The sequence below is a fragment of the Nostoc sp. JL34 genome (assembly GCF_017114945.1).
Classification (GTDB): Bacteria; Cyanobacteriota; Cyanobacteriia; order Cyanobacteriales; family Nostocaceae; genus Nostoc.
In genome coordinates, this window is sequence record NZ_JABXKQ010000071.1 from 18777 (window position 1) to 42223 (window position 23447).

17 protein-coding genes and 2 pseudogenes are annotated in these 23447 nt (G+C 40.7%); 11 read left to right on the top strand and 8 right to left on the bottom strand.

The features are described 5' to 3' along the window. The first annotated feature begins 117 nt into the window (after nt 1-117). Nucleotides 118-372 (top strand): hypothetical protein, encoded by a 255-nt coding sequence (locus tag HWQ44_RS14720; RefSeq protein ID WP_292719722.1) that lies wholly within the window; start codon nt 118-120, stop codon nt 370-372. Next, nucleotides 309-2159, top strand: a complete 1851-nt coding sequence (locus HWQ44_RS14725; protein ID WP_292719724.1) for a strawberry notch-like NTP hydrolase domain-containing protein — start codon at nt 309-311, stop codon at nt 2157-2159. Before HWQ44_RS14720 ends, HWQ44_RS14725 begins: the two co-directional genes overlap by 64 nt. A gap of 106 nt (nt 2160-2265) precedes the next feature. Here the strand turns inward: HWQ44_RS14725 and HWQ44_RS14730 are convergent, their stop codons facing one another. After that, nucleotides 2266-2700 (bottom strand): hypothetical protein, encoded by a 435-nt coding sequence (locus HWQ44_RS14730; protein ID WP_292719726.1) that lies wholly within the window; start codon nt 2698-2700, stop codon nt 2266-2268. Nucleotides 2701-2847: 147 nt separating this feature from the next. Between HWQ44_RS14730 and HWQ44_RS14735 the strand changes: the two genes are divergently transcribed. The 8 genes and pseudogenes from HWQ44_RS14735 (at nt 2848) to HWQ44_RS14770 (ending at nt 14678) form a co-directional block, all read left to right on the top strand. Further along, nucleotides 2848-4905, top strand: coding sequence for a pentapeptide repeat-containing protein (locus HWQ44_RS14735; RefSeq protein WP_292719728.1), 2058 nt, complete (start codon nt 2848-2850; stop codon nt 4903-4905). A gap of 36 nt (nt 4906-4941) precedes the next feature. Beyond that, on the top strand, nt 4942-5655 hold the full coding sequence (locus HWQ44_RS14740) for a pentapeptide repeat-containing protein (RefSeq protein WP_292719730.1): 714 nt from the start codon (nt 4942-4944) through the stop codon (nt 5653-5655). Continuing rightward, nucleotides 5579-7519: an NACHT domain-containing protein gene (locus tag HWQ44_RS14745; protein WP_292719732.1), complete on the top strand. Its 1941-nt coding sequence runs from the start codon at nt 5579-5581 to the stop codon at nt 7517-7519. The genes HWQ44_RS14740 and HWQ44_RS14745 overlap by 77 nt, the downstream gene beginning before the upstream one ends. Nucleotides 7520-7670: 151 nt before the next feature. Then, nucleotides 7671-8690, top strand: a complete 1020-nt coding sequence (locus HWQ44_RS14750) for a TIR domain-containing protein (protein WP_292719733.1) — start codon at nt 7671-7673, stop codon at nt 8688-8690. A gap of 59 nt (nt 8691-8749) precedes the next feature. Further along, a complete protein-coding gene (locus HWQ44_RS14755) occupies nt 8750-9289 on the top strand; it encodes a pentapeptide repeat-containing protein (protein ID WP_292719734.1) in 540 nt (179 codons plus the stop codon). 30 nt (nt 9290-9319) lie between these two features. Continuing rightward, nucleotides 9320-10102 (top strand): annotated as a pseudogene (locus HWQ44_RS14760) (pentapeptide repeat-containing protein); the annotation flags it as partial. An 18-nt stretch (nt 10103-10120) separates the two neighbouring features. Then, nucleotides 10121-11560 carry an AAA-like domain-containing protein gene (locus HWQ44_RS14765; RefSeq protein ID WP_292719735.1) on the top strand — a complete coding sequence of 480 codons (1440 nt, stop codon included), beginning with the start codon at nt 10121-10123 and terminating at the stop codon, nt 11558-11560. A 7-nt stretch (nt 11561-11567) separates the two neighbouring features. Next, nucleotides 11568-14678: a CHAT domain-containing protein gene (locus HWQ44_RS14770; protein ID WP_292719736.1), complete on the top strand. Its 3111-nt coding sequence runs from the start codon at nt 11568-11570 to the stop codon at nt 14676-14678. Between the two features lie 182 nt (nt 14679-14860). Here the strand turns inward: HWQ44_RS14770 and HWQ44_RS14775 are convergent, their stop codons facing one another. From HWQ44_RS14775 to HWQ44_RS14805, 7 genes and pseudogenes are all read right to left on the bottom strand, one after another. Next, nucleotides 14861-15019, bottom strand: coding sequence for a hypothetical protein (locus tag HWQ44_RS14775; RefSeq protein ID WP_292719737.1), 159 nt, complete (start codon nt 15017-15019; stop codon nt 14861-14863). A 304-nt stretch (nt 15020-15323) separates the two neighbouring features. Beyond that, nucleotides 15324-16665 (bottom strand): annotated as a pseudogene (locus tag HWQ44_RS14780) (transposase). 85 nt (nt 16666-16750) lie between these two features. Beyond that, nucleotides 16751-16945 (bottom strand): hypothetical protein, encoded by a 195-nt coding sequence (locus tag HWQ44_RS14785; RefSeq protein ID WP_292719738.1) that lies wholly within the window; start codon nt 16943-16945, stop codon nt 16751-16753. Between the two features lie 205 nt (nt 16946-17150). After that, complete coding sequence (locus HWQ44_RS14790; protein WP_292719740.1) at nt 17151-18110, bottom strand: hypothetical protein; 960 nt, start codon at nt 18108-18110, stop codon at nt 17151-17153. A gap of 304 nt (nt 18111-18414) precedes the next feature. Next, nucleotides 18415-19566, bottom strand: coding sequence for a ferritin-like protein (locus tag HWQ44_RS14795; protein WP_292719742.1), 1152 nt, complete (start codon nt 19564-19566; stop codon nt 18415-18417). A 211-nt stretch (nt 19567-19777) separates the two neighbouring features. After that, nucleotides 19778-21715, bottom strand: coding sequence for a hypothetical protein (locus HWQ44_RS14800; protein ID WP_292719744.1), 1938 nt, complete (start codon nt 21713-21715; stop codon nt 19778-19780). Nucleotides 21716-22284: 569 nt separating this feature from the next. Continuing rightward, nucleotides 22285-22569 (bottom strand): hypothetical protein, encoded by a 285-nt coding sequence (locus tag HWQ44_RS14805; RefSeq protein ID WP_292719746.1) that lies wholly within the window; start codon nt 22567-22569, stop codon nt 22285-22287. Nucleotides 22570-22722: 153 nt separating this feature from the next. Here HWQ44_RS14805 and HWQ44_RS14810 point away from each other — a divergent pair, with 153 nt between their 5' ends. Further along, nucleotides 22723-23244 (top strand): hypothetical protein, encoded by a 522-nt coding sequence (locus HWQ44_RS14810; RefSeq protein ID WP_292719748.1) that lies wholly within the window; start codon nt 22723-22725, stop codon nt 23242-23244. Nucleotides 23245-23447: the final 203 nt, after the last annotated feature.

The window sequence follows — 23447 nt, forward strand, 5'->3', positions numbered from 1 at the left end:
AGCGCCAGTCCACCAAGCCACGCAAGATAACTGGAAAGTACCAAAAAAATTATAGTTAACACGTCCTTAGCTCAAACGGCTACGCCAAAGCGAAAGTGATGTATTCATATAATAGATATGGTCAGCCTTATAGCCACGCAAGGAACTCTGTTTGACCTAGAAACAGTTCTGGATTATGGCCAATCAATCCTCAACGTTGCTCAAGAACTCACCAAATCACTGATTGAGCAACGGACTATCTCCACCAGGACAATCCAAGCCCAGATGAATCGCTACTTTCTAGGCACTGCTGCGTCCGGTGCGTGGCAGTGGCGCAAATATTATTATATCTGCGTCAAAAAGGTTACAAGCCTTTATTGGAGTCGCCGCTAACAGTATTATTGGAATTGGAGAAGTTAATAGCCCTCTGCCCGACGCATACTCGCCGTAGTGAAGAGTCAGTACAGCTTCAGCAATTCTCCACCCCTCTGCCGCTTGCTTATCTGGTAGCCAAAGCAGGATTTATACAAGCTACTGATTTGGTGCTGGAGCCAAGTGCCGGAACTGGTCTATTGGCACAAATGGCTAAACTGCACAGTGCAAGTCTGATGCTCAACGAGCTTACACCCGATAGATCGAAGATTCTGCGACGGCTATTCCCTGGCACTCCACTATTCTCAGTAAACGCGGAACAAATTAACGATTACCTAGCTGGTAAAACTCAGCCCTCAGTTGTGCTGATGAATCCACCTTTCTCCGCATCTCCCAAAATCAACAGTCGCAATCCCGACGCAACAAAGAGGCATATCAACTCGGCATTGCAAAGACTGGCTGATGGTGGACGACTAATAACAATTACAGCCAACTGGTTCTCACCTAATAATTCCACTTGGCGCGAGACTTTTGTTAGGTGGCACTCGGAAGCACGAGTTCTAATGTCTGTAGGAGTCAGTGGCAAGGTGTACTCAAAACATGGTACACAGATTGACACTCGAATTACAGTGATCGACAAAGTTCCGGCTGACTCCAGCGAAATCCCTTGCATTACTGAAACTTTGGATCTGCCTGAAATACTGCCACTGATTCAGCAATTGCCTGGGCGTTCGTCTTTGACGTTGCCGCAGGCATCGCAATGGAATGCTGCAACTATTAAAGCTGCTGTGGTTCCAGCGAAGGTTGTTAAACTGCCAACGAAGCGTACAGCACTCGCTAAACCAGAATCCTCCGCAGAAATTTCAGATGTGGTTGTTCTGGAGTATGAGGTTATCGAATGGATGGCTAGTGAGGGTTTAAAAGATACCCTATACGAAACCTATCGCCCACAGCGAATCCGAATCAAGGACGCTTTACCTCATCCCTCGCTGCTTTGTGAGAGTGCAGCCCTCGCACTTGTCTCGCCACCAGCACCAACTTATAAACCGCATCTCCCACGAAATATTATCACACAAGGCTTGTTGTCAGAGGCACAGCTTGAGAGCGTTATTTACGCAGGTCAGGCGCACTGTGAATTTCTGTCTGGGTCTTATATTGTGGATGATTCATGGGATAATGTGACTTTAGCGGCAACTGGCGAAGAAAATGCTGTCAAATTTCGTCGTGGCTGGTTCTTAGGCGATGGGACGGGTGCTGGTAAGGGTAGACAGTGTGCCGGAATCATCCTCGACAATTGGTGTCAGGGGCGAAGAAAAGCAATCTGGGTATCCAAAAGTTCTGCCTTAATTGAAGATGCCCGTAGAGACTGGTGTGCGCTCGGAGGTAGTGAGAAAGATATCATTGACCTGGGCAACATCAAACTTGGCGATCCCATCCCTTTCACCCAAGGTATTCTATTCTGCACGTACTCAACTTTACGTTCTCAAAAGGGTGGTAAAAGTCGGCTCAAGCAAATTGTTGAATGGGCAGGTAAGGAGTTTGATGGTGCAATCGCTTATGACGAGTGCCACAGTATGGGCAATGCAATGGCTATTGAGGGTAAACTCGGTATGGTTGCAGCATCCCAGCAAGGCATTGTTGGGCTGAGGTTGCAAAATGCTTTACCCTCTGCACGAGTTATCTACGTATCAGCAACTGGAGCAACCAAAGTCTCTAACTTATCTTATGCAAATCGTTTGGGGCTTTGGCAGAGTGGAGATTTCCCATTTACTTCGCGTGAAGACTTTGTGGAATCCATCTCTGTCTAGAAACTTTTATAGCCTTGTGTATTATAGCAGTTTGAATAAATAAAATTGATAATTCTATCTGTACAATTACACTTTTAGTCCAGCAACAGAAATTGCTCTAATTCATCTAATTAGAAGGTAAGTAAAAAGATAACGGTGAAAAATTACAATTTTTTATACATAGTCCTAATATCAATACACAGATACATCCTGAAGGACATTTACATTTTCCTTTAGAAATTCCTTCTAATCGAGCATCTAGGGTCAAGTCTCCTGTATCATTTCCTGCATCAGTTACGTCTTTCGTATGCAAAGTTGACATAGATAGCGAGGATATATTTTGCTGATTGGCATTCATTTGTAAGATTGTATCTAAACGAATTAGAAGGTTGCCAATGTCCGTCAAACTGTGATCTCTAAGCAAATCTTGTAGTGACAAGACTTCACCTTTTAACAAAATTGCCACTTCTGAATCGTTAAGTCTCAAACCCAAACTCTTAGCAAAATTTTCCCGAACTGCATTTTGGCGTTCTATTTCTAACTGGTCATTTGAGATAGACATAGATGACTTTACATATACGTAGAAGATACTATACTTTAAGAAGAATTTAGCGAACAATAATTTTCATAAAAATACTGAATTTTTATGAAAATTTTATACTTAGGTTTTTCTATTTATTCCAAGTATGGCAAAGGAATATAAATTAGTGTGAACGCGAAGTTTAAAGAAAATGACATTCGTGGCCTTAATCACAGGCAAGCTAATCTGCATCAAGCAAATTTTACTCGCTCCTATGCTGGATTACCGCACCTTCAAACTGTTATTCAGATAGTAGTAATGTCTATCGGGGCAGCGACTACTGGAGTTTTAGCATCATTTGGAGCAATTGTAGCAACAGCACTATTATCTCCCAGTAATGTTTCTCGGTTTGGCATATTACCTGGAGCAATAGTTATTCTATTAACCTTAATAAGTCTAATAGGATCTGTCATTATAGGATTTGTTGCCTCAGCAGGAACAAGTACTATTTTCCTGGCTGTACTAGCTATTTTGTCTATTTTCGATCAGAATTCACCAGCTAGTACTACTCTTTTTTACGCTCCACTTACAGTTATTCAAGAATTAATAGCTCTTTGGTTAGGTAGTGTTACTGTAGCCTCGGCTCAAACTCATTCTAGGTTGATACTTAGAAAATCAATGCTAGTAGCTTTTATAGGAATGGGAACCACTTTAGTATTAGTTCGTGGCTCTGGTACTGAAGCTTATATAGATATAGGGGATTTTGTACTGGCTGCAAGCATCATACTGACAGCTAACATTATTGGCTATAAGTCATTTCAACCTAAAAGTAGGTTTTTAGACATTGCACACTTAGCCGTTAGCTTAACAGCAATAGGAGGCACTTCGTTCCAAAAGGCTGATCTTACCGAAGCCAATTTTTCTTTTGCCAATCTCAAGCATACAGATTTTCGCGGTGCGAACTTAAAAAGAACCGATTGGTATATGGCAAAAGGACTTGAGTTCTCGCGCTTAGAAAATACATATCTCGCAAACCCTAAAATTCGGCAGCTAGTGGTTACACTTAGCGGCAAAGCGCAAAAGTTTGATGGATTGAATTTGGAAGGTGTAAATCTAAAAGGTGCAAAGCTGGAGAATGCCAGTTTTATCGGTACAAACCTTAACTATGCCAATTTGCAAAATGCTGATTTATCTAAAGCCATCTTGAAGCAAACGCAACTGGATGGTACAGACTTTACAGGTGCAACTCTCACAGGCGCATTCATTGAAGATTGGAATATTACTACTGATACCCTTTTTGACGGAGTACGCTGTGAATACGTTTATATGCGCCTGCCCACCCCAGATAACCCAGACCCATACCGCAAACCTGATAATCGCCAAGAAGTATTTGGAGATGGGGAATTTGGAGATTTTATCAAGCCAATCTTCGACACCCTCGACCTTTACCATAGCCAAGGTGTTGATCCAAGAGCGATCGCAATTTCGTTAAAGCAGTTAGCCGAGAATCACCCCGATGCTGAATTAGAAATAGTGGCAATGGAAAAACGTGGGCAGGATAAGTTTCTGCTTCGTGCCAAAACCGCAGCAACGGCTGACAAATCTGAACTGAGTGCAGAGTATTTCACTACCTATAATCAGCTAAAAGCTCTGGCAGAACAAGAAGTTAAAGCACTTATCGCTGAGAAGGATGGCAGAATTGCTGATTTACAGAATATGGTAGTCACAGCACTACAGCGTCCCAGCTTTTATTCAAACGTTGAGCAGGTAGGTTTTATGACAAACAATCCCGGTGGCTTTTCAGTTGGTGGTTCAGTTGATGGCGATATTAATAATGTTCAGGGTGAAAATAACCAACAAAGGGTAAGTAATAAAAGTTCTAGTTTTAACTTACAAGGTGCTCAATTCGCAGGTGGGCTAGTCAATGCTGATACCGTAAACGCGCACCAAATTGGCGGCAACATCACCAACTACAACCCCGAACAAAAGCAGAATCTAGCCCAAGCCGCAGCAGATATTCAGCAGCTTCTTAACCAATTAGGGCAGGCTTACCCTACTAACACTCCACTAGAAAAACAGATAGCGGTGACAGAAGCACTCAAACAAATCGATAGTAATCCTACTTTGAAAGCGCGGGTAATTGGTGCATTGAAAGCTGGAGGAACTGAGGCATTGAAGGAATTAGTGGATCATCCTCTTGTTAATATACTTTTGGCAACTTTAGAAGGTTGGCAGGATACTGAATAGTTCAGTTGCTACAGAGGAAGCAGGGGAAAAATGGTGATGGCGAATAAGGAGCATTTGGCAATACTTAGGCAAGGGGTAGAGGTTTGGAATCAGTGGAGGAAGGATAATCCTAATTTAATACCAGAACTAGATGAAGCAAACCTAGAAAAAATTGGTTTTTATGAAATTAATTTCGCTGGCGCTAATCTTAGGCAAGCAAACTTTAGTGAAGCACACCTTAAAAGGGCTAATTTCAAAAGAGCCAACCTAAAAAGAGCAACATTTATGCATACTTTCCTTAAGGGAGCAAACTTTAGTGAAGCACACCTTAATGAAGCCTTCTTTGCTGGGGCTAATCTTAGTAAAGCTAAATTTATAAAGGCAAACTTAAGAGATACAGATTTCAGTGGTGCTTTCTTGAGTGGAGCAGACCTTAGCGAGGCAAATCTTTATGGAGCTAGTCTGAATGGAGCAAGAGTTAATGCTGCTAACCTCAGTGATACTTGCCTTATTAAAGCAGAATTAATGCGAGTAGAAGCATTGAGTACTAATTTTGCGAGAGCAACACTTACTGGAGCTTGTATACAAGATTGGAATGTTAATAATATTACAAGATTAAATAATATTGAGTGTGATTATATTTATCTTCGCCAAGGTCAGCAAGAACGCCGCCCCAGCAGTGGAAATTTTGCCCTTGGCGAATTCACGCGGAGATATTTGGAATATCTTCTTGGGACAGCCAACAGTAACACCAGTAGGCAATCCTGCTAGACCAAAGAATGAGCGTTTACTACTAGCCACAGTCAAACAAGAAGTTACAGCGCGGTTAAGCCAGTCTCTACATAATACTCTACTGATTAATTTAGGAAAGGAGTTACAACCGCAACAAGTAAAGCGACCTTGGGATACAGAAATAAAAATTGGTTTAAAGCCTGCTGAAGTTCTCTCAGATAGCACAACAATTTTAGATATTTTTGATTCTCAAGAAATAGCAGGTAAACTTTTAATCCTGGGTAATCCAGGTTCTGGGAAGGCAACCACACAATTAGAACTAGCACAAGCTTTAATTCAACGAGCAGAAGAACAGTCTGATTATCCTGTTCCAGTTTTATTTAATTTATCCTCTTGGAAAGATAACCGCCAAACTTTAACTGATTGGTTACTGACTGAACTTAAATTGAAATACGGTGTCTCAACCAAACTTGGTAAACAGTGGGTAGAAAATCATCAGCTATTACTCTTTCTAGATGCTCTCGATGAACTAAAACCACAGCGCCAAGAAATCTGTGTTCAAAGAATTAATCAGCTTTTACTAAGCCAAGAGCGTCCATCTTATATGGTTATATGTAGTAGAAGTGAAGAATACAACAATTACTCTACTCAGGTTCAACTCAATGGTGCTATTTGTTTACAGCCTTTTAATAATAACCAAATTTATAATTACCTTTTTAATATTAAGCGAATAGACTTATGGGCAATTATTAGCAACGAGTCCGATTTACTAGAGCTAGTTAAAACACCTTTATTATTAAGCATTACTGTACTAGCTATGGAAGATATATCTCTTGAAAAATGGCAGTATCTTTTAAATACGGAAGCACGCTTAGAATATTTACTGAATACCTATGTATCAAGAATGTTAGAGCGTGAAGTTAAAATTAAAACATACGCAAAGTTGAGCTTTCCGAAAAAAGAACAAACTATATTTTGGCTCCATTGGCTAGCTCAACAACTTAAAAAAGATTCAAAAACTGAGTTATTGATTGAACAAATACAGCCATATTGGTTAGTTAGCAAAAATAGTAAAAATTTATACAAATTTATATTTGGATTAATATTTGGATTGATTGCTGGATTAAGTGGAATTCCATTATTTGGACTGATTGGAGGAGTAATTGGAATTCCACTTTGGGGAGTAACAAGAGTACTAATATTGGAAATATTTTTTAATTCTATTTATGTACGTAATTTGCAAGAAATTACACTTGTAGAAAATATCGCTTGGTTTAATTTCAATTATGAATTGCTAGATTTGATTTTATTTTTTGGGCTAGTTTTTGGGCTAGTTGGAGCATTGGCTGGAGGAATGCTTGCAGGATTAGTTTTAGGAGTAGTTGGAGGACTAGGGGGAAAGCTCATTGGACTAATTACAGGACTAATTACAGGGCTGATTATTGGGTTAATTATTGGGGTAATTGGAGGATTGGTTTTTGGGTTGGTTTTAGGATTAGTTTTGGGGTTGTTTTTTGGACTAGTTTTTGGTCTTGCTGGAGAGCAGTCTGGTTCGTTTATAGAAACAAAATTAATTCCTAATCAAGGCATTTGGAAATCTAGTATCAATGCTGTTTTATTAACCCTATTATTTGGGGTAATTGGATGGCTAATTTTTGGACTGCACAGAGGGGTAATGTTTGGGCTAATTACAGGACTATTCTGTGGTGAAGCCTGTATCCAACACTTCACCCTACGCCTCATTCTTTACTTCAACGGCTACATCCCCTGGGACTATGCCCGTTTCCTCAACTACTGCACTGAGCGTATGTTAATCCAGCGTGTTGGTGGTCGTTACCGCTTCATCCATAAACTACTGCAAGACCACTTTGCCCAAATGGAATTCAAGCGCGATTCAAGGTAATTTTTAGCCTGTAAATTGAGTCTCAGATAGAAGCAAAGCACGCGATCGCAATTCATAAACAGGTAGCATAGTCAACGTCAACACTGTTAACTCCGAACGAATAGGTGGTAATATTCACAACAATGACGCTTAAACCTGCCCAAACCGACCCATGACCGATCCAGAAGACCCAAAGCAAGTCAGCAACGACTTACGCAATGCCCAGTTTTGCGGCGGGTTGATTAACGCTGACACAGTGAATGCTGGGCAAATTGGTGGCGATATCTACAACATTCACCTTGGACAGCAGACGGCGGCATCAGGTAATTCACTCCAATCACAGAATCAAAGAGAGCGATCGCAACAAGAAAGAGACTCACTCGAAAAGGCTTACACCCTCCAAAGCCAGAAAGTTGCAAATATACGAATAGCCTTGCTTATTGAAACCGATGTATCCCGCAAGTTCCAGTATGAACAACAGCTTCAGGCAGAGGAACGCACACTGGGGGAGCTTGGTGACAAGTTGGATGCTATTGAACAACAGTTGCAAGCTAGTAATTTTTCTCATAGTAAACAGGAAGATAAACAAAAACAGTTACAGAAGGAGCTAGAACAAGAGAGAAAAAAACTCAAATATGAGAAAGAAATCTTCATCTCCTATGCTTGGGGCGGAGATAGTGAAACCTATGTAAATCACTTAGACGAAGTTTTACAATCTAAAGGTATCGCCATCATTCGAGATAAACGAGACTTGGGTTACAAAGGACTAATCAAAGCTTTCATGGAAAAGATTGGAAGCGGGAAATGTGTAATTGCTGTGATTAGTGATAAGTATTTAAAATCGCCAAACTGTATGTTTGAATTGGTGCAAATTGCTAAAAATGATGATTTTTATGACCGATTTTTCCCAATTGTGTTACCAGATGTCCAAATTTATAAACCGATTGAAAGAATTAAATATATTAAATATTGGGAAGAGCAAATTAAAGAATTAGACGAAGCAATGAAATGTGTTTCCGCCACTAATTTACAGGGGTTTAGAGAAGAAATAGATTTATACACCGAAATTCGTCACACCATTGCTGAACTTACTAATCTACTCAAAGATATGAATACACTAACTCCAGACATTCATAATGAGTCAGTTTTTGACGAATTATCAAAGGCGATCGCACAGCGTTTAGATGAGTAATAATAGACGATTTCTGAGTTGAATTGCTTGCTAAATAGAAGCTGAGGGGGTAGGTGGCAATGGCGAATGAGGAGCATGTAGCGATACTAAAAAAAGGTGTAAAAACTTGGAATAAATGGCGAGAACAACATCCAGAAATAATACCAGATTTAAGCGGTAATTTCATACATTCTTGGTATTGGGAAGAAGCTGAATTTAAAGGAATTCTAACTAATCAGTGTAGTCATATTTCAGATAATAAATGTAATCTTTTTCCTAAAAAACTAGTTGATATTAATTTTGAGAATGTTAATTTAAGTAGAGCGGATATTAGTGAGGTTGATTTTAAAAAAGCTAACTTAAGCAGAGCTAATTTGAGCGGAGCTAATCTAAACGATGCAGATTTAACTGATACTAACTTAACTAATGCTGACATAACAGGCGCTTTAATCAATGGAGCTATCCTAATTAGAGCTAATTTAACTAATGCTGATTTAAGCGGTGCTGGTATTGTGTATTGTGATTTTACTGAATCTATTTTAGAGGGTACTAAATTTGCTAGAGTTAAGTTTAATGTAGATGCTATTCATCTTCCAAAAACAGATTATTCTCCTTCATGAAAATTTGTATTTAAATTTAACCTAAGTAAAGCAAATCTAAGTGAAGCAAATTTAACAGGCTATGACCTTAGTGAAGCTAATCTGTTAGCAGTTAATTTAAAAGGTGCTAATCTTATTGATGCAAACCTTAGCCATGCCAACTTAACTAAAGCTGACTTGACTGAAGCAAACCTCACTAGAGTTCAAGCCTTATCGACAGATTTTACTTCTGCAAATTTTACTGGTAGTTGTTTAGAAGATTGGAATATTAATAGCTCTACAAAATTGGATGATGTAATCTGTGATTATATCTACCTTCGCCAAGGTCAACAAGAATGCCGTCCTAGTAATGGAAATTTTGCCCTTGCAGAATTCACCAAGCTGTTTCAAAAAGCTCAAGAAACAGTTGACCTGATTTTTAACAATGGTATTGATTGGCAAGCATTCCTGACTTCGTTTCAAAAACTACAGGTTGAATGTGGAGGTGAAGAATTAACCATACAAGCAATTGAAAATAAAAATGATAGTGCTTTTGTAATTCGGGTAAATGTTCCTGCCGATGCTAATAAAGCTGAAGTTGAAAAATACTTAAAACGAGAATATGGATTAGCACTTGTAGCATTAGAAGAAAAATATCAACTTCAGTTACAGGGTAAAGATGAGCAGATAGATATTTACCGCAAGCAAAGTACCGATTTGACTGAGATTGTAAAGCTCTTGGCAGGTAGAGCTACTTATGACCTCAGAAATTCTCAGATTGGTGGAAGCCTAATTAATGCCGAGACAGTTAACACAGATGAAATAGGTGGTAATATCCATAACAACAACGCTTAAATCTGCCCAAACTAACCTATGCCAGAGTCAGAAGACCCAAAGCAAGTCTCCAGTAATGACTTACGCAATGCCCAGTTTGGCGGTGGGTTGATTAACGCTGACACAGTGAATGCTGGGCGAATTGGCGGTGACATCTACAACATTCACCTTGGGCAGCAGACTGTGGCATCAGGTAATTCAGTCCAATCGCAGAATCAACGCCAGCGATCGCTTTCTGAAAAAGACTCACTCGAAAAAGCTTACACTCTCCAAAGCCAAAAAGTTGCAAATCTACGAACAGCGTTAGTTATTGAAACCGATGTATCCCGCAAGTTCCAATATGAAAACCAGCTTCAGTCAGAAGAACGCACACTTAAGGAGATTGGTGACAAGTTAGATGCAATTGAACAACAGTTGCAAATTGGTGACAAGTTAGATGCAATTGAACAACAGTTGCAAGCGGCTGAGAACTCTGGACTAAGGGCAGACACAATTATATATATTGAAAGACCACCAATTGAGGACAAATCCTATAAAGCAATCGTGCAACCAGGGGCATTGATTCGTCTCAAAGCCCCGCAGAGAATGGGTAAAACATTACTGCTGGAGAAAACCCTAGACTATGCAAGACACCAGGGTTATCAAACCGCGAAAATAGATTTACAACTGGCTGATATTGATATTCTGGCTAACTTAAAAGCATTTCTACAATGGTTGTGTGTTGATGTGGCTGACAGTCTGGAACTAGAACCGCAACTAGATAAACAATGGCAAGAGGTTTTTGGGCTGAATAAAAACTGTACCCGTTATTTTCAAAAATATTTATTATCACTTACTGATACTCCCTTAGTTTTAGCTATAGATAACTTTGAGCGACTGTTTGATTATCCAGAGATTTTCCCTCAATTTTGTTTGTTACTGCGCGGGTGGTATGAAGCAGCGAAACAGGGAGACAAGATTGGTAATATCTGGAAAAAGCTGCGGTTAGTAGTGGTTCATTCCACTGAATCTTACCCTTCCTTAGACAGTAATCATTCCCCGTTTAATGTAGGATTGGCAATTGATTTACCCGAATTTAATCTGCAACAAGTAACAGAACTCGCCAAGCAGAATGAGTTAAGGCTGAAGGAACAGGACGTAACTGGGTTGATGGAGTTGCTAGGGGGACATCCTTACTTGGTACAATCTGCCATTGCCCATCTCAAAAGCCAGCAAGTGGCCTTAGAAGAACTCTTGAGACTTGCGCCAACAGAGCAAGGAATCTTTAGTGACCACTTGCGACAACAACTATGGCATTTACAACATAATCCTCAGCTTGAAATAGGGTATAAAAAAGTAGTGATGACGAATGCACCCGTGAGGTTAGATACAGAAGTTGCGTTTAAGTTGCATAGCTTGGGATTAGTAAAACTCTCCAGTAATGATTGCGTTCCTGGTTGTGATTTGTATCGTCAGTACTTCTCAACTCGTTTGGAGTAGGTAAATCGTGGTTGACCAATATATATTCTCTGGAAGTCTACCTGAAAATGCCAGCACCTACGTCATACGAGAAGCTGATGCACAGTTATATGAAGGGCTGAAGGAGGGAAAGTTTTGTTACGTACTGAATTCCAGACAGAGTGGAAAATCTAGCTTGCGTGTGCGAACCATGCAGCGATTGAGAGATGATGGCGTACAGTGTGCAGCCGTTGACCTTTCTGCTGGAGGTATTCAGAATGTACCTCCTGAACAATGGTATGCAGATTTAATTGACACACTCATTGACAGTTTTGGATTAGATTTAGACTTTGGCGATTGGTGGGAGGCGAATCAGTTAAATTCGCTAGTTACAAGATTTCGCAAGTTTTTGGAAGAAGTATTACTTGTTGAAGTTCAAGAAGATATCGTTATTTTTATTGATGAAATTGATAGCGTACTCAGTCTGAATTTTCCCACAGATGACTTTTTTGCATTGATTCGTGCCTGTTATAACAAGCGTGTTGATAATCCTGAATACAATCGCCTCACTTTCTGCTTACTGGGAGTAGCATCACCCAGCAATTTGATTGAAGATAAACAGCGTACTCCGTTTAATATTGGTCAGGCTATCTCCCTCAAAGGTTTTCAATTGCATGAAACTGAACCATTAAAAAATGGTTTGCAGGAGAAATTCAATGATCCCCAAGCGATAATACAGGAGATTTTGCAGTGGACTGGGGGGCAACCATTTCTGACTCAAAAGCTGTGTCAGTTCATGGTTGAGGAATCAGAACAAGACAACCCTCGTTCAGTAGAGCAAGTTGTCAGGTCACGGATTATCGAAAGTTGGGAATCACAGGATGAACCTGAGCATTTACGGACGATTCAAGCCAGGATTTTGCGAGATGAACAACGGGCAGGGTACTTGCTAGAACTTTATCAGCAAGTCCGACTCATAGAGGAGCAATCCCAGGTAAAAGCAGATGAGACATTAGAGCAAAGTGAATTACAGTTATCGGGTTTAGTTCTTAGACATCAAGGGAAGCTGAAAATTTATAACCAGATTTATCGGGAGATATTTGATTTTAATTGGATTGAAAACCAACTCAATAACCTGCGTCCCTATTCGGAAAGTTTTCGCTTTTGGGTAGCTTCTGGAAGCAATGATGAATCGCGGTTGCTCCGAGGAAAAGCATTACAAGAAGCAGAAGAATGGGCAAAAGATAAAAAATTAAGTTATCAAGACAAACAGTTTTTAGCAGCTAGTAAAGAGCAAGAAATTCAGAAGGAAATTGCTGTTAAAGAACAAGAAGCTAGATTGAAGCGGGAAAGACAGGATAGGGAAGCAGTAGAAAAAAGGAATCAGGTATTGGCTGAAGCTAATAAAAAAGCTCAACAGAGGATTAGTATTGGAACTGTTGTTTTAATTTTAACTTTAGTAATTACAGCTATTTTAGGAATTATTGCAAGGAAGGAAATTACCTCTGCAAAAATAGAGATCAAGCAGATAAATAAAGAAATTAAAAATGTATCCCAGCTATCTGCACTGGGTAGAGAACTGTACAAAGCCCAAAAGCAATCTGAGGCTGAACAAGTATGGAAACAAGCTTCTTTATCTTTTGAAATTCGAGACTATAGATTAAAGCAAGCTATGCTACTGAATAATATTTCAATAGCATACCAGCAACTTAATAAGTTAACAGAGGCGAATAAAGCAGTCTCAGGCAGCTTGGAGCTATTACAGACGGATATAGATCAAAAAAACTCTACTTACCAATTAGCACTCCTTTGCCAAAATTTTTATATTAAAGGTCGTCTGCTTAAACTTCAAGGAGATAGTCAAGGAGCATGGTCTGCTTATAGAAAAGCATTTAATACTTTCCAATCTTTTAACAATGATTTTACCAATATCAATACGGCTGTAGATTTTTCCTTTGGAGAGATTATAGAAAGCTTTTACCTAGGATTAATCCAGTCTCTTTTTGATTTTCAAGAAACTAGTCCTAATCCGCAAAATCTCCAAGAAATACTTCAGATAAATAAATCTTTTAAAATAGCTGAGTTAAATAACTTTTTTGGCGAAACATATTTAGATAACAGGTATTTAAAAGATAAGTTAAAACAAATTGAAGAGATTAATCCAACAACAGCAATTATCTACCCATTTATTCTCCCTGACCGAATCGAGGTAATTGTCAAAATTCCCAAACAACGCCTGCAAAGGTACGCTACTAAGATTTCCCAAGCAGAATTAGAGGAACTCTTATTAAAACTGCGAAGAAATCTTCCCAATCCAACTGCTACCAAAATTGTTCAAACCCAGTCACAACAAGTTTATAACTGGCTGCTCAAACCCATTGAGTCACAATTGCAAAAAAGTGGTGTCGATACCCTAGTTTTCGTTCTACATGGCACCTTACACAATATACCAATGTCAGCACTCTACGATGGTAAGCAATATTTGGTGGAGAAATATGCAGTTGCCCTGAGTGTGGATCTGCAACTCCTCGGCCCTAAACCGCTAGTAAAACAACAGCTAAGAGCGCTAACCGCAGGATTAACTCAGCCGCCACCAGGATTTCCCAAGTTTGCACCATTGCTGGCGATTAAATCTGAATTTGACGGTATTGCGAAAGCAGGAGTTTCGACAACCAGCCTATTGGATGAAGATTTTAAGAAAAAGAATTTGGAAAGTGAAATTGGTGCTGCTTCATTCAACATATTGCATTTAGCAACTCACGGTCAGTTTAGTTCCCGCCTCGAAGACACTTATATTTTGGATTTCGATGGTCAGATAAATATCAAGGATTTTAATACTCTCTTTCGCAGCCAGGGTAAAACTATAGTAGAACTATTAGTTTTGAGTGCTGGACAGATAGCAACAGGAGACAGCCGTGCAGCACTGGGTTTGGTAGGAGCATCTGTACGATCTGGGGCACGCAGTACCATAGCTTCCCTGTGGCAGATTGATGATGAATCCACGGCAATGTTTGTTAGTGCCTTCTATCAAGAACTCAATAATGGCAACATCACCAAAGCCAAAGCAGTCCGACGTGCCCAGTTACAACTCCTGAAACATCCTAACTATAAAGCACCAACCTTTTGGTCTAGTTATATTTTAATTGAAAACTCGCTTTAAAAGTATAGTGATAGTGTCCCTTTCTATATCCCCAAATTTCCTTACTCAGTACTGATTATTGATAATTGATAACTGAATCAAGCTTGGTAGGTGCAAACCAAACAGTTGCTCAACCCTACAAACTGCTTGCATGATGAGATGGTTGATTCACTCAAACTCTGGTGGCCATAATCCTGTGAGCGCTAACCATTCCACTTCATCAACACCCCATCAACACAAGCGATACCCCACTGCGGAAACTTCGCCAAAAGCTTTTTGATCACGATTTGTAAGGCAGGGTCATCATGACAGCATTGTTGGAGGAAGTCAAAACCAGGATTTTCCCCAACCAGAGAAGCCATTTTCAGTTTCTCCATTCGCAATAGTCTAGCTTTAGAAATCTCCAGCCCTTTCAAGGTGACCAACGAAGATACATTGTTTGAATGTTACTATCTTGAAATCCTGCACTCAGATTTTGGGCTTTTTGAAGATTCAAATGACCAATCTTCATTCCGAATTTCACCACCTTGAAAGGGCTGGTTAGAAATCTCTTAAAGTTCGATGATTATAGTATCGTTGCTTCTATCATCGAGTTCACCATCTCTATCACTACCTCCACTATCATCTCGCGGTAATTAATTCTGTTTCTTCAATACCATTGCCAATTTACGAGGGTTCAACGCCTGTAGAAACGGGATGAATACGACCTAAAGCAGTAAGCTTGGCAAAAATCTGGGTTAATAAAATAGGCTCAGGGATTTCGGGAAGCATTTTTAACATTTCACGAACATATCGAAAACCACGGTAGTAAGCCTTAAGATCAATAATGCCGGAGTCGGGATTGTGTTGACGGAAATCAGCGAGAAGATGATGAGATAAATTCACCATAAAGAATGCGTGTTTTAGCAGCATTAGTCACCGCAGTTTGACCAATGTTTATAAAGTCTTCCAATCCCCAAAATTGCTTGGCATCACGGAAGTTAAACTCGATTTGAAAACGCAGTTTGTAGTAGTCAATTATTTTCTCAGATGACAATTTTAGGTCACTAGAAAAAAGAATGACATGACTGTGAGCATTAGTTTTGAGATTGGTTTTGACCAAAATAACTATATTCAGTGCTTGGGCAAATTCCTTGTGAAGGAGAGTGCATTGATAAATATCAGTTTTGATATCGTCTTCAATGGTACTTTTACATAAATATTTATCAGGTATGTTACAGTAGTCAATCTTATCACCGTATTTACGACGAGAGCGACTATTGGAGTCATGATGTTGATAGGGTACATATAATGCCGAATCATGGCGCAACTTGGAAATTATGTGCAAGTTAACTTGCCGAACCATTTGCAAGGCATTATTGTTTCCAAAATGACCGTCCAAGACTAAATAAGTTAGGGGGATAAAGTTAGCTATTAATTTGACTAACTCATTAATCATCTTCTTAATTCTTAGTAATTCCGATGTGAGAATTACTTCTGTTTTGTTTTTATTTTTACTCCCTTTTGGTCGTCCTCGCCCACGTTTTTCTTTGGGTTTTATTTCTGTTTTTGGCGAGCCACTACTTTTTTCTACATCGCTCTTGATTACCTGTTCTATTTGAATCGGAAACGAGTGTCTTCGCTCAACACTTACTAATGATAATGTAAAAAAAGATAGCCCTAATATAGGTTTGCTGACCAGGCTAGAAAAAAATCTATCCAGCCCATAAGTTTGTTTCCCTGATTTACTGATTACAACTTCATCTCCTGCAAGCAAATATACCTCATTTGCACGGAACAAATGCTTACGGAAAAATAGCCAAAACAAGGTCGCCCAAGGGATTACTGTATGAAAGAATCTCAATATCGTCCGATAACTACCACCACCACCTGTCCAACGAGATATTCCCAACATGCTGACTCGTCCACTCATTGCTAACATGGCTAGGATTATTTGGTTCAGTTGCCGCATTGTTGTCGCGTTTATCTGCGGTAGCAGGCATTGTAACAGTGATAGGATATCGAACATGGGCGAATTGTAGCTTTTGAGTTGTCGTTTGGGAAGACAACAACTCTACTACAGAGCGCCCTCTCTCTTCATACTCTTTTTTTGGCTAAGGTATTGAATATTTATCACGCCCATAGATAAGTCCAGATGGCTCTTTCGAGTCTTTTGCGTTGGCAATTCCCACATCCTCTGTCGCCAGATATTTCATCTCCTCAAACTTTTCCGCTGCGTACAACTCGTTCCAACGTTTGGCAAACTGTTTCAACTGCTCAATCACCTGCTTAGTCTCTTCACTTGTCATTTTTTTCTCCTTTCTACTGAGATGACCATATACTAATATCCTAGAAATACCTTTGCCAGAACGAGAATGAGTTTTTAGACTGGATAAGGGTTTCAGAACAAAATTTGTGTAATTAATTTTGTATTACCACTTACTTGTATCCATTCTTTAAAAGCCAGCAACAGATAGAGCCTTGTCTCATCTGTTGCCAAATTTTAGCTTGGTATTAGTCAGGACATCGTTGTTGATACAAGCAGCATTCTTTCGGCTGCTCTGGTAACATTTTTGCAATTTTGCTCCAAATCTTTGAATCTGGCTGTTCCATCCGGAAATTTGTATAGTTCTGACTCACTAACGGGGCTTTAGCTTCATTTGAATTACCAGAGAAGTAGAAAGATTGGGGATGGCGATAAGGTTTAGCCGTCTTGTCAAAACTGTCTGGAGTGGGGTTTTTATAAAAAGCGTATCCAAATAAAATTTCTAGTTTATCTTTTGGAAGAAACATGGAGTATGCTTGCAGAGAATTATTGATATGAGTACTTTGTTTTGGTTGATAAGGCAAATGCTTAATAAAATCAGTGCGTGGAGGGTGGTTATGAGGTGAGAACAAACAGATCCTTGGCTTCTGGTTCGGTTCTTGACCATAATTCAGAAAATAGGCTTTATTCCCCAAAGACACAAAAGCACAGGTATATTTATTGCTACGTGGGAAGATAGGCAAACACCGATCTTGATAATATTCCATCATCGCCCCAGTCCCATTCTTCTGATCTTTGGGAATGTAAGTGGAATCGTAGTACGTTGTACCATAAGAAACCTCGTAATCACTGGGGGTCAAATTTTCAGGTGGTGAAGTGTAGGGAGGACGAAACTTATCCTCTTTATAATCTTGAAATACCCGATACATTCTCCAATCACTAATCCACCACTTTGGGTATTGTGGATCGGTTGGTTCACCTTCCTTTCGCTTTGCTAGACAATTATCATCAAAATTTTCTGATTCTTGGCAAGTCTCATTATGTACGGTTCGAGTGGGGTATATGTCGTCGGAGCCATCAGAGGCTGTGCGTAATCCAGAGGCACTCGCGTCACCACTGCCTATAAAGACTATAGTAATTAAAAAACAAACCACTAAGGAAAGTAAGACTCGCTTTGTTATCAATAGAATCCAACTGAAATTGTTCATGAAGCCTCTTAAATTTGATGTTGGGTGTTCTTTTCACTAGGCTGTAAACCTGACTTCAAATCTCTAGATTTGGCTTTTCCATGCATAAATTAGTGTAGTTTTGGCTAGTGTAAGGACGGAGGTACTGTTTCCGAGCAAAAAATCTGTTCCACTACCAAAAAAGTGCCAAGTTCCGATTCTAGAAGTTGATTCGGAACTTCATTTGGGAAGTTGGCACTTGATGACACCGACTCTAACACTACCCCTATCAGCGTGCTAAATGACCCATTAGTAAATCTATTGTTAAGGTATGGTAGAGTTGAATTTAAATGAGGGAGCTAATTGCTTTTTCTGCCCTTGACAATTGGTATTCAAATGAAGGTGCAACACGCTTCTCAGCATCAGTCCCTGTTTTAATTTTCAGTTCTGCCATCTCCTCAGCTTGCAACTTTAATTCAAACATCACTCCGATAGTTGTATTTAAGTAATCTGGGTAACCATCGAAAGTCTTTTGCAAGCCGTTCAATAAACTTGTGTAAGAGTAGTTGAACTGATCTACCAAGCGACGTGCTCGGCTACCTTCGGGATACATCTCGGCTTTGGAATTCTCTACAAGTGGATAAATCTTTTCAGAGTCTAGATTGATTGGTTGATTCAGGTCGTAGACAAATCCACCTGGATTTTCTGGGTCTGGCACCAGGCGACCACCTTTGATAATTTGAGCAAAGCGATAGTAATGAGCAGGCTGATTTTGTGGATCAAAGGGGCTAAACGTCTGGGTGGCTTGGCTTCTATCCTTACCGTTAAGAGAGCATACTCGTGTCTTCTGTACGGTTGTCGTTCCTTCGCCCTGCACAATAATCAAGTTCAAGGCTGAGGTGGCTGTGTCCAAATCTGTGATTTCAAATAATTCCGTTCTTGGAAACCATTTTTCATCGACAACCTGATTGCGCCGTTGAATGCTTAATGCTCCCTGGTGATGTAAGTCTGTGATTTTTTCAATAATTGCTTGATAGAAGTCTCCAATCGTTTGATACTCTTCGGTTGCTCTCAGGGCGAAGGGGACGGGCTTGGCTGGGTAATCTTCCGGGTCTATAGAGGTTTCTATTTGCATGAAGGTCTTGGTGATTTGATCTATCGAAAGAGGCGCAAGTCCCACGATTAGATCCGGTTGCACCAATGGTAAGTGCCCTGGATAGGTGGGGATAAAGTCAGGTTTATTGACTTGGGGTGTACCACCAATGGCATTCAAAACATTGGCTGCAATGACCATATGCAGCATTTCTTCCCGCACCACTGAGAAAAGGATTTTGGCTACCTCTTGATTAGAGTTAGGTTGGATAGAATATAGTGCTGTCAGGTAAAGCGGAATGGTTGAATGTTCTAACTCGATCGCTGCTTGCAGATGTCGATAAAGATCCGCAGCTTGTCTGGCGTTGTGGATCTCTTCAATGATGCGAACGGGAATTTTTAACATACACTTCTCCTTCTTATGTAGAGCGTTTTTATCAAACAGAATTCAGGAGTCAGGAGCCAGAATTCAGAATTGAATTCTGAACGAAAGAGTGGATGAATAAACGGGTTTAAAACCCCATCGTCTGCACGGTGTCTACAATTGGTTGGGGTCTGAATCCCCAACGAACATTGATTCTGACTCCTGAATTCTGACTTCTGAATTCTTCTTCAAGTTATGGGTTACGTTGAATTCGCCGCAGGGCAACTTGGAAATTTTGGTAACCGTGTGCGGTGCTATCGTCTTCTAATGGTGCGTCTGCGACTTCAGGCTCTTGTGCAAATGATGGGATAGATGTTTTCTCAATTGCTTGTAGCCCTTCTGCTAGAGACGGTTTCTGTCCTGGCCGCAGGACATAGCTGCCATCAGCGTATTGCTCGCGCAACCATCGCAGAATTGTGACTCGCTTGGCATGAGAGAGGTCACGGGTAACAGGCATGGAATTTGGGTCGTCAACATTTAAGGAGAAAGCCAATTCTAAAATGGCCCGATTCTCCCGCACTGAATCGTAGTCTCCCAGGTCAACCAAGCGCTTACTCATAATGGGATAGAGGTTGCCATACTGTTGGAAAATGGGGTGAATATGCTCGAACCAGGTAGGGCGATCGGGAATTGGATAGCCATCAAAGAGTAAAACGTAGATGGCATCAAGGGATTGTTTTTGATTTTCTGCTTGCCCTTGCAGAGAGTATAGCAGTGTATAAATTTGCCCATCAATGTAACCACGGGGATTACCAGGGTCTTGCGTTTCAATTAACAACTTGGCTTTACCAGTAGCATCTGTTGTCAGCGTTAGAGGTAAGTTTTTGAGTGCTTCCTGGGGCTTGTTTGTCCAAGGTATTTGAGCCTGGGGAGGTGCGGGATCTTTTGGCGAACCGCCGCCCTCAGTATTATCTGGAGGACTGAAAGCTATACTCACTGAGGCATTGGGTAGTAGATTGCCATAACGACTAGCAAAAAGTTCGATCTTAGCTGTTTCTGTTGGCTCAACTCGTTGCACAAACTTGTCGGCGCGAACCAATAACCCGTTAATACTTTCCCGCACCAAGACTTTCCCTCTATTGCTATCAAGCATCTGAATCAGCGCCAAAGGACGTTCGCGTATTAGTTTCAGTTGTTCGGGAAGCACAGGTGTAGCCCAAATTCCAGCCGTTTTGGACAACCAGTGTGGTGTTCGATAAGGAATTGGGATACCTAATGTAACAAACCCATCGCCTGTGGACAGGGTTTCAGACTCTTGAGTATTTTCATCTATAAGAACTGCCAACTGAAGTTTATCAAGGTCTTGCAATGTCAAATCAAAATTCAAGGGTAGAGCATTGCCCAAATCAACCAAGACAGAGCTTTCTTGTTCATCAACTAAGGCATCAAAGAAGTTAATTTTGTTAAAGGGCGCTCCTGTATTTTCATCAACATTCGGTACCATCCGTCGCCCCAAAACAAACGAGTGAGGCTCATTCTCATAGTAAGGGCCGATCGCTCCAATTACCGTACCAAGGGTAAACCGATCCTCGGTCTTGCCTGTACTATAGCCAAAGGTAGTAAACCGGATTGACAGTTTCCCATTTGCTGATGCAGCCTTCTTTAGTGCCTCTAAAAATTTAGATCCCTTTAAATCATTGCCCCATTGCAGGTCTGTCAGCACTGACTGAAAAGCAGCAGAGGCTCCTGTAGAGCCAGGTGCTCCCTGACGACGACCAAACATGATGTCCCGAAAAGAAGCTGGCTCGAACTGCCCAACTAGAAAATCTTCCTGACCGTCTGTTAACCGGATGGTTAACCCCCAAATTGCAGAGGCCATCTGCAACTGTGGGTCAAGATCCACCATCTTGCCTCCCACTCGGTTGTTAGAACCATCTATGACAAGATTTACAGCAGAATCGTCGCTCATTTCGCCATCAATAACGACGGACTTAACTCTACAGTTGATTAAACGGAATGCTCCTGAACCTGTGGGGTTCCACCAACCATTGAACACTTCGCCCATTTGAAAGTCTTGAAAACGCTGTTCAAAAGTTGCATTGTCATAATGTCTCACATCGTTGTTGACAGTTGAGACATCTGATTGAAAATCACCGGCAAACACCAGACGTAAGTTATTTTGATAACTCATTATTGTCTTTAATTATAAACAGATGAAGAAGGCAGGAGGCAGAGGGCAGTCCCGATGAAAGAAGTTTCAAAAGCCTTGCATGAAAATGTGATGTGAGACGGATCTATATGTATAGATACTCATCGAAGGAGCATTTTCAAGTCAGAAGGAAGGTTTCGTTCAGATAGGGATTCAAACCCCACCTGAATGAGAACCACCAAATTGAAAATTTGGTGTTCTTGTCTTAAACCCTTGCTCCCTCCGGTCGCGCAGACGGTTCAGACACTCAGAGAAGGGATAAATCCAAATCCCTTCTGCCTTTCTTGATAAGACACTACTATTTTTATACACGAGATGCGAATAGCCGAAACGATACTTAACATCAGATAACATCATATATGAGGGCGGAGAATGTCCCAACATCTACGGCTTATGTGAGATGGGAGCGAGTCACAGATTATGCGTCCCCGTTTTGCAGAAAATAATTGGTCGCTTGGCAGTATCATTGCAAGGGAATCTTGATGTCCAACCGTCAAGCAGCAATCACTTTAGCTGCACGCTATTCTAAGACAGTGTGAATTCTCTCCCAATCAACCAACACAAGCAATTCCCCACTGCATAAATTTTGCTAGCAATTTCTTGATCACAATTTGCAAACCCGGATCATCATCCCAACACTCCTGCAAAAAGTCAAACCCCAGATTTTCCCCTGAATTCGCCGCTCGATTCAGTTTTTCCTTTCTTACAGGTCGCATATTTGACCGCGGAACTATCGCCTCATGCGACCATTTTTCAGCATTTGGCACAGACGCGGCGGAACAAGTACCTTCATCAACGGCTTTGACTCCTACACTCGAAACCGAGTTTTCAAGCAACAACGTTCGCGTAGCGTCTCGTAGAGAAGAGGGATTTCCCTGTTCTACAAGCTCTGGTGTTTGATTAGCGATCGCTACTCGTCCTCACATCAACACGAAGCGCGCTAAATGCTAAATTTTACTTAGCCACCCAGCAGGAGTTTTCTTTTTCTTATGTGGTTCTGGTCTGCCGATTCAGTAGAACAAGAATTATTTGATTTATACGCTCCAGCCCTGCAATCGCTCGGCGTAAATTTTAATGATGAGCAACTCCAAGACACTCTAGAAGCAGCAAGCTATGGCTTAGAAGATGCTTTCAGGAGCGCAATCGTTTATATACTCTGGCTCGAAGAAAACCTAAAGCCGATCTACCCGACTGCAATACTAATCGAGGCACTGGCAAATCAATGGCGCACCAAGTACTGGAAACCGGAGTATTTAGAACTTGAACAGTTGCTCTCACCCGGAAAGCGCTGGTGGAGGGCAGCAGTGGATAAGTGGGGTTACGACGAGCGTAATCAACTAGTTGCAGACATATTTTACGACCACGGGCAGGAATTCATTAAGTTCCGCAATGGTAAAGAAATTCTAGTCGATACTGCTTATAAGTGGGGATGGGAGCGAGTCGCAGATTATGCGTCCCCGTTTTCAGAGAGTAATTCGTCGTTGCGCGGTATCAATGCAAGGGAATCTTGATCTACACCTTCTGCATTATTAGATAAGCACCATCAAGCAGCAATCACTTTAGCTATTATGAGTAACCCTCTTTGGGGTTTTTTGTATAAACCCTCGAAAAGGGGGATTCTGGAAATTAATGAGACGGGGCTTGGGTTAGCTGCTGAACCAGGGCAAACGCATCTTATTTACTAATAAAAACTAAGGGAGATTCCAAAATGACA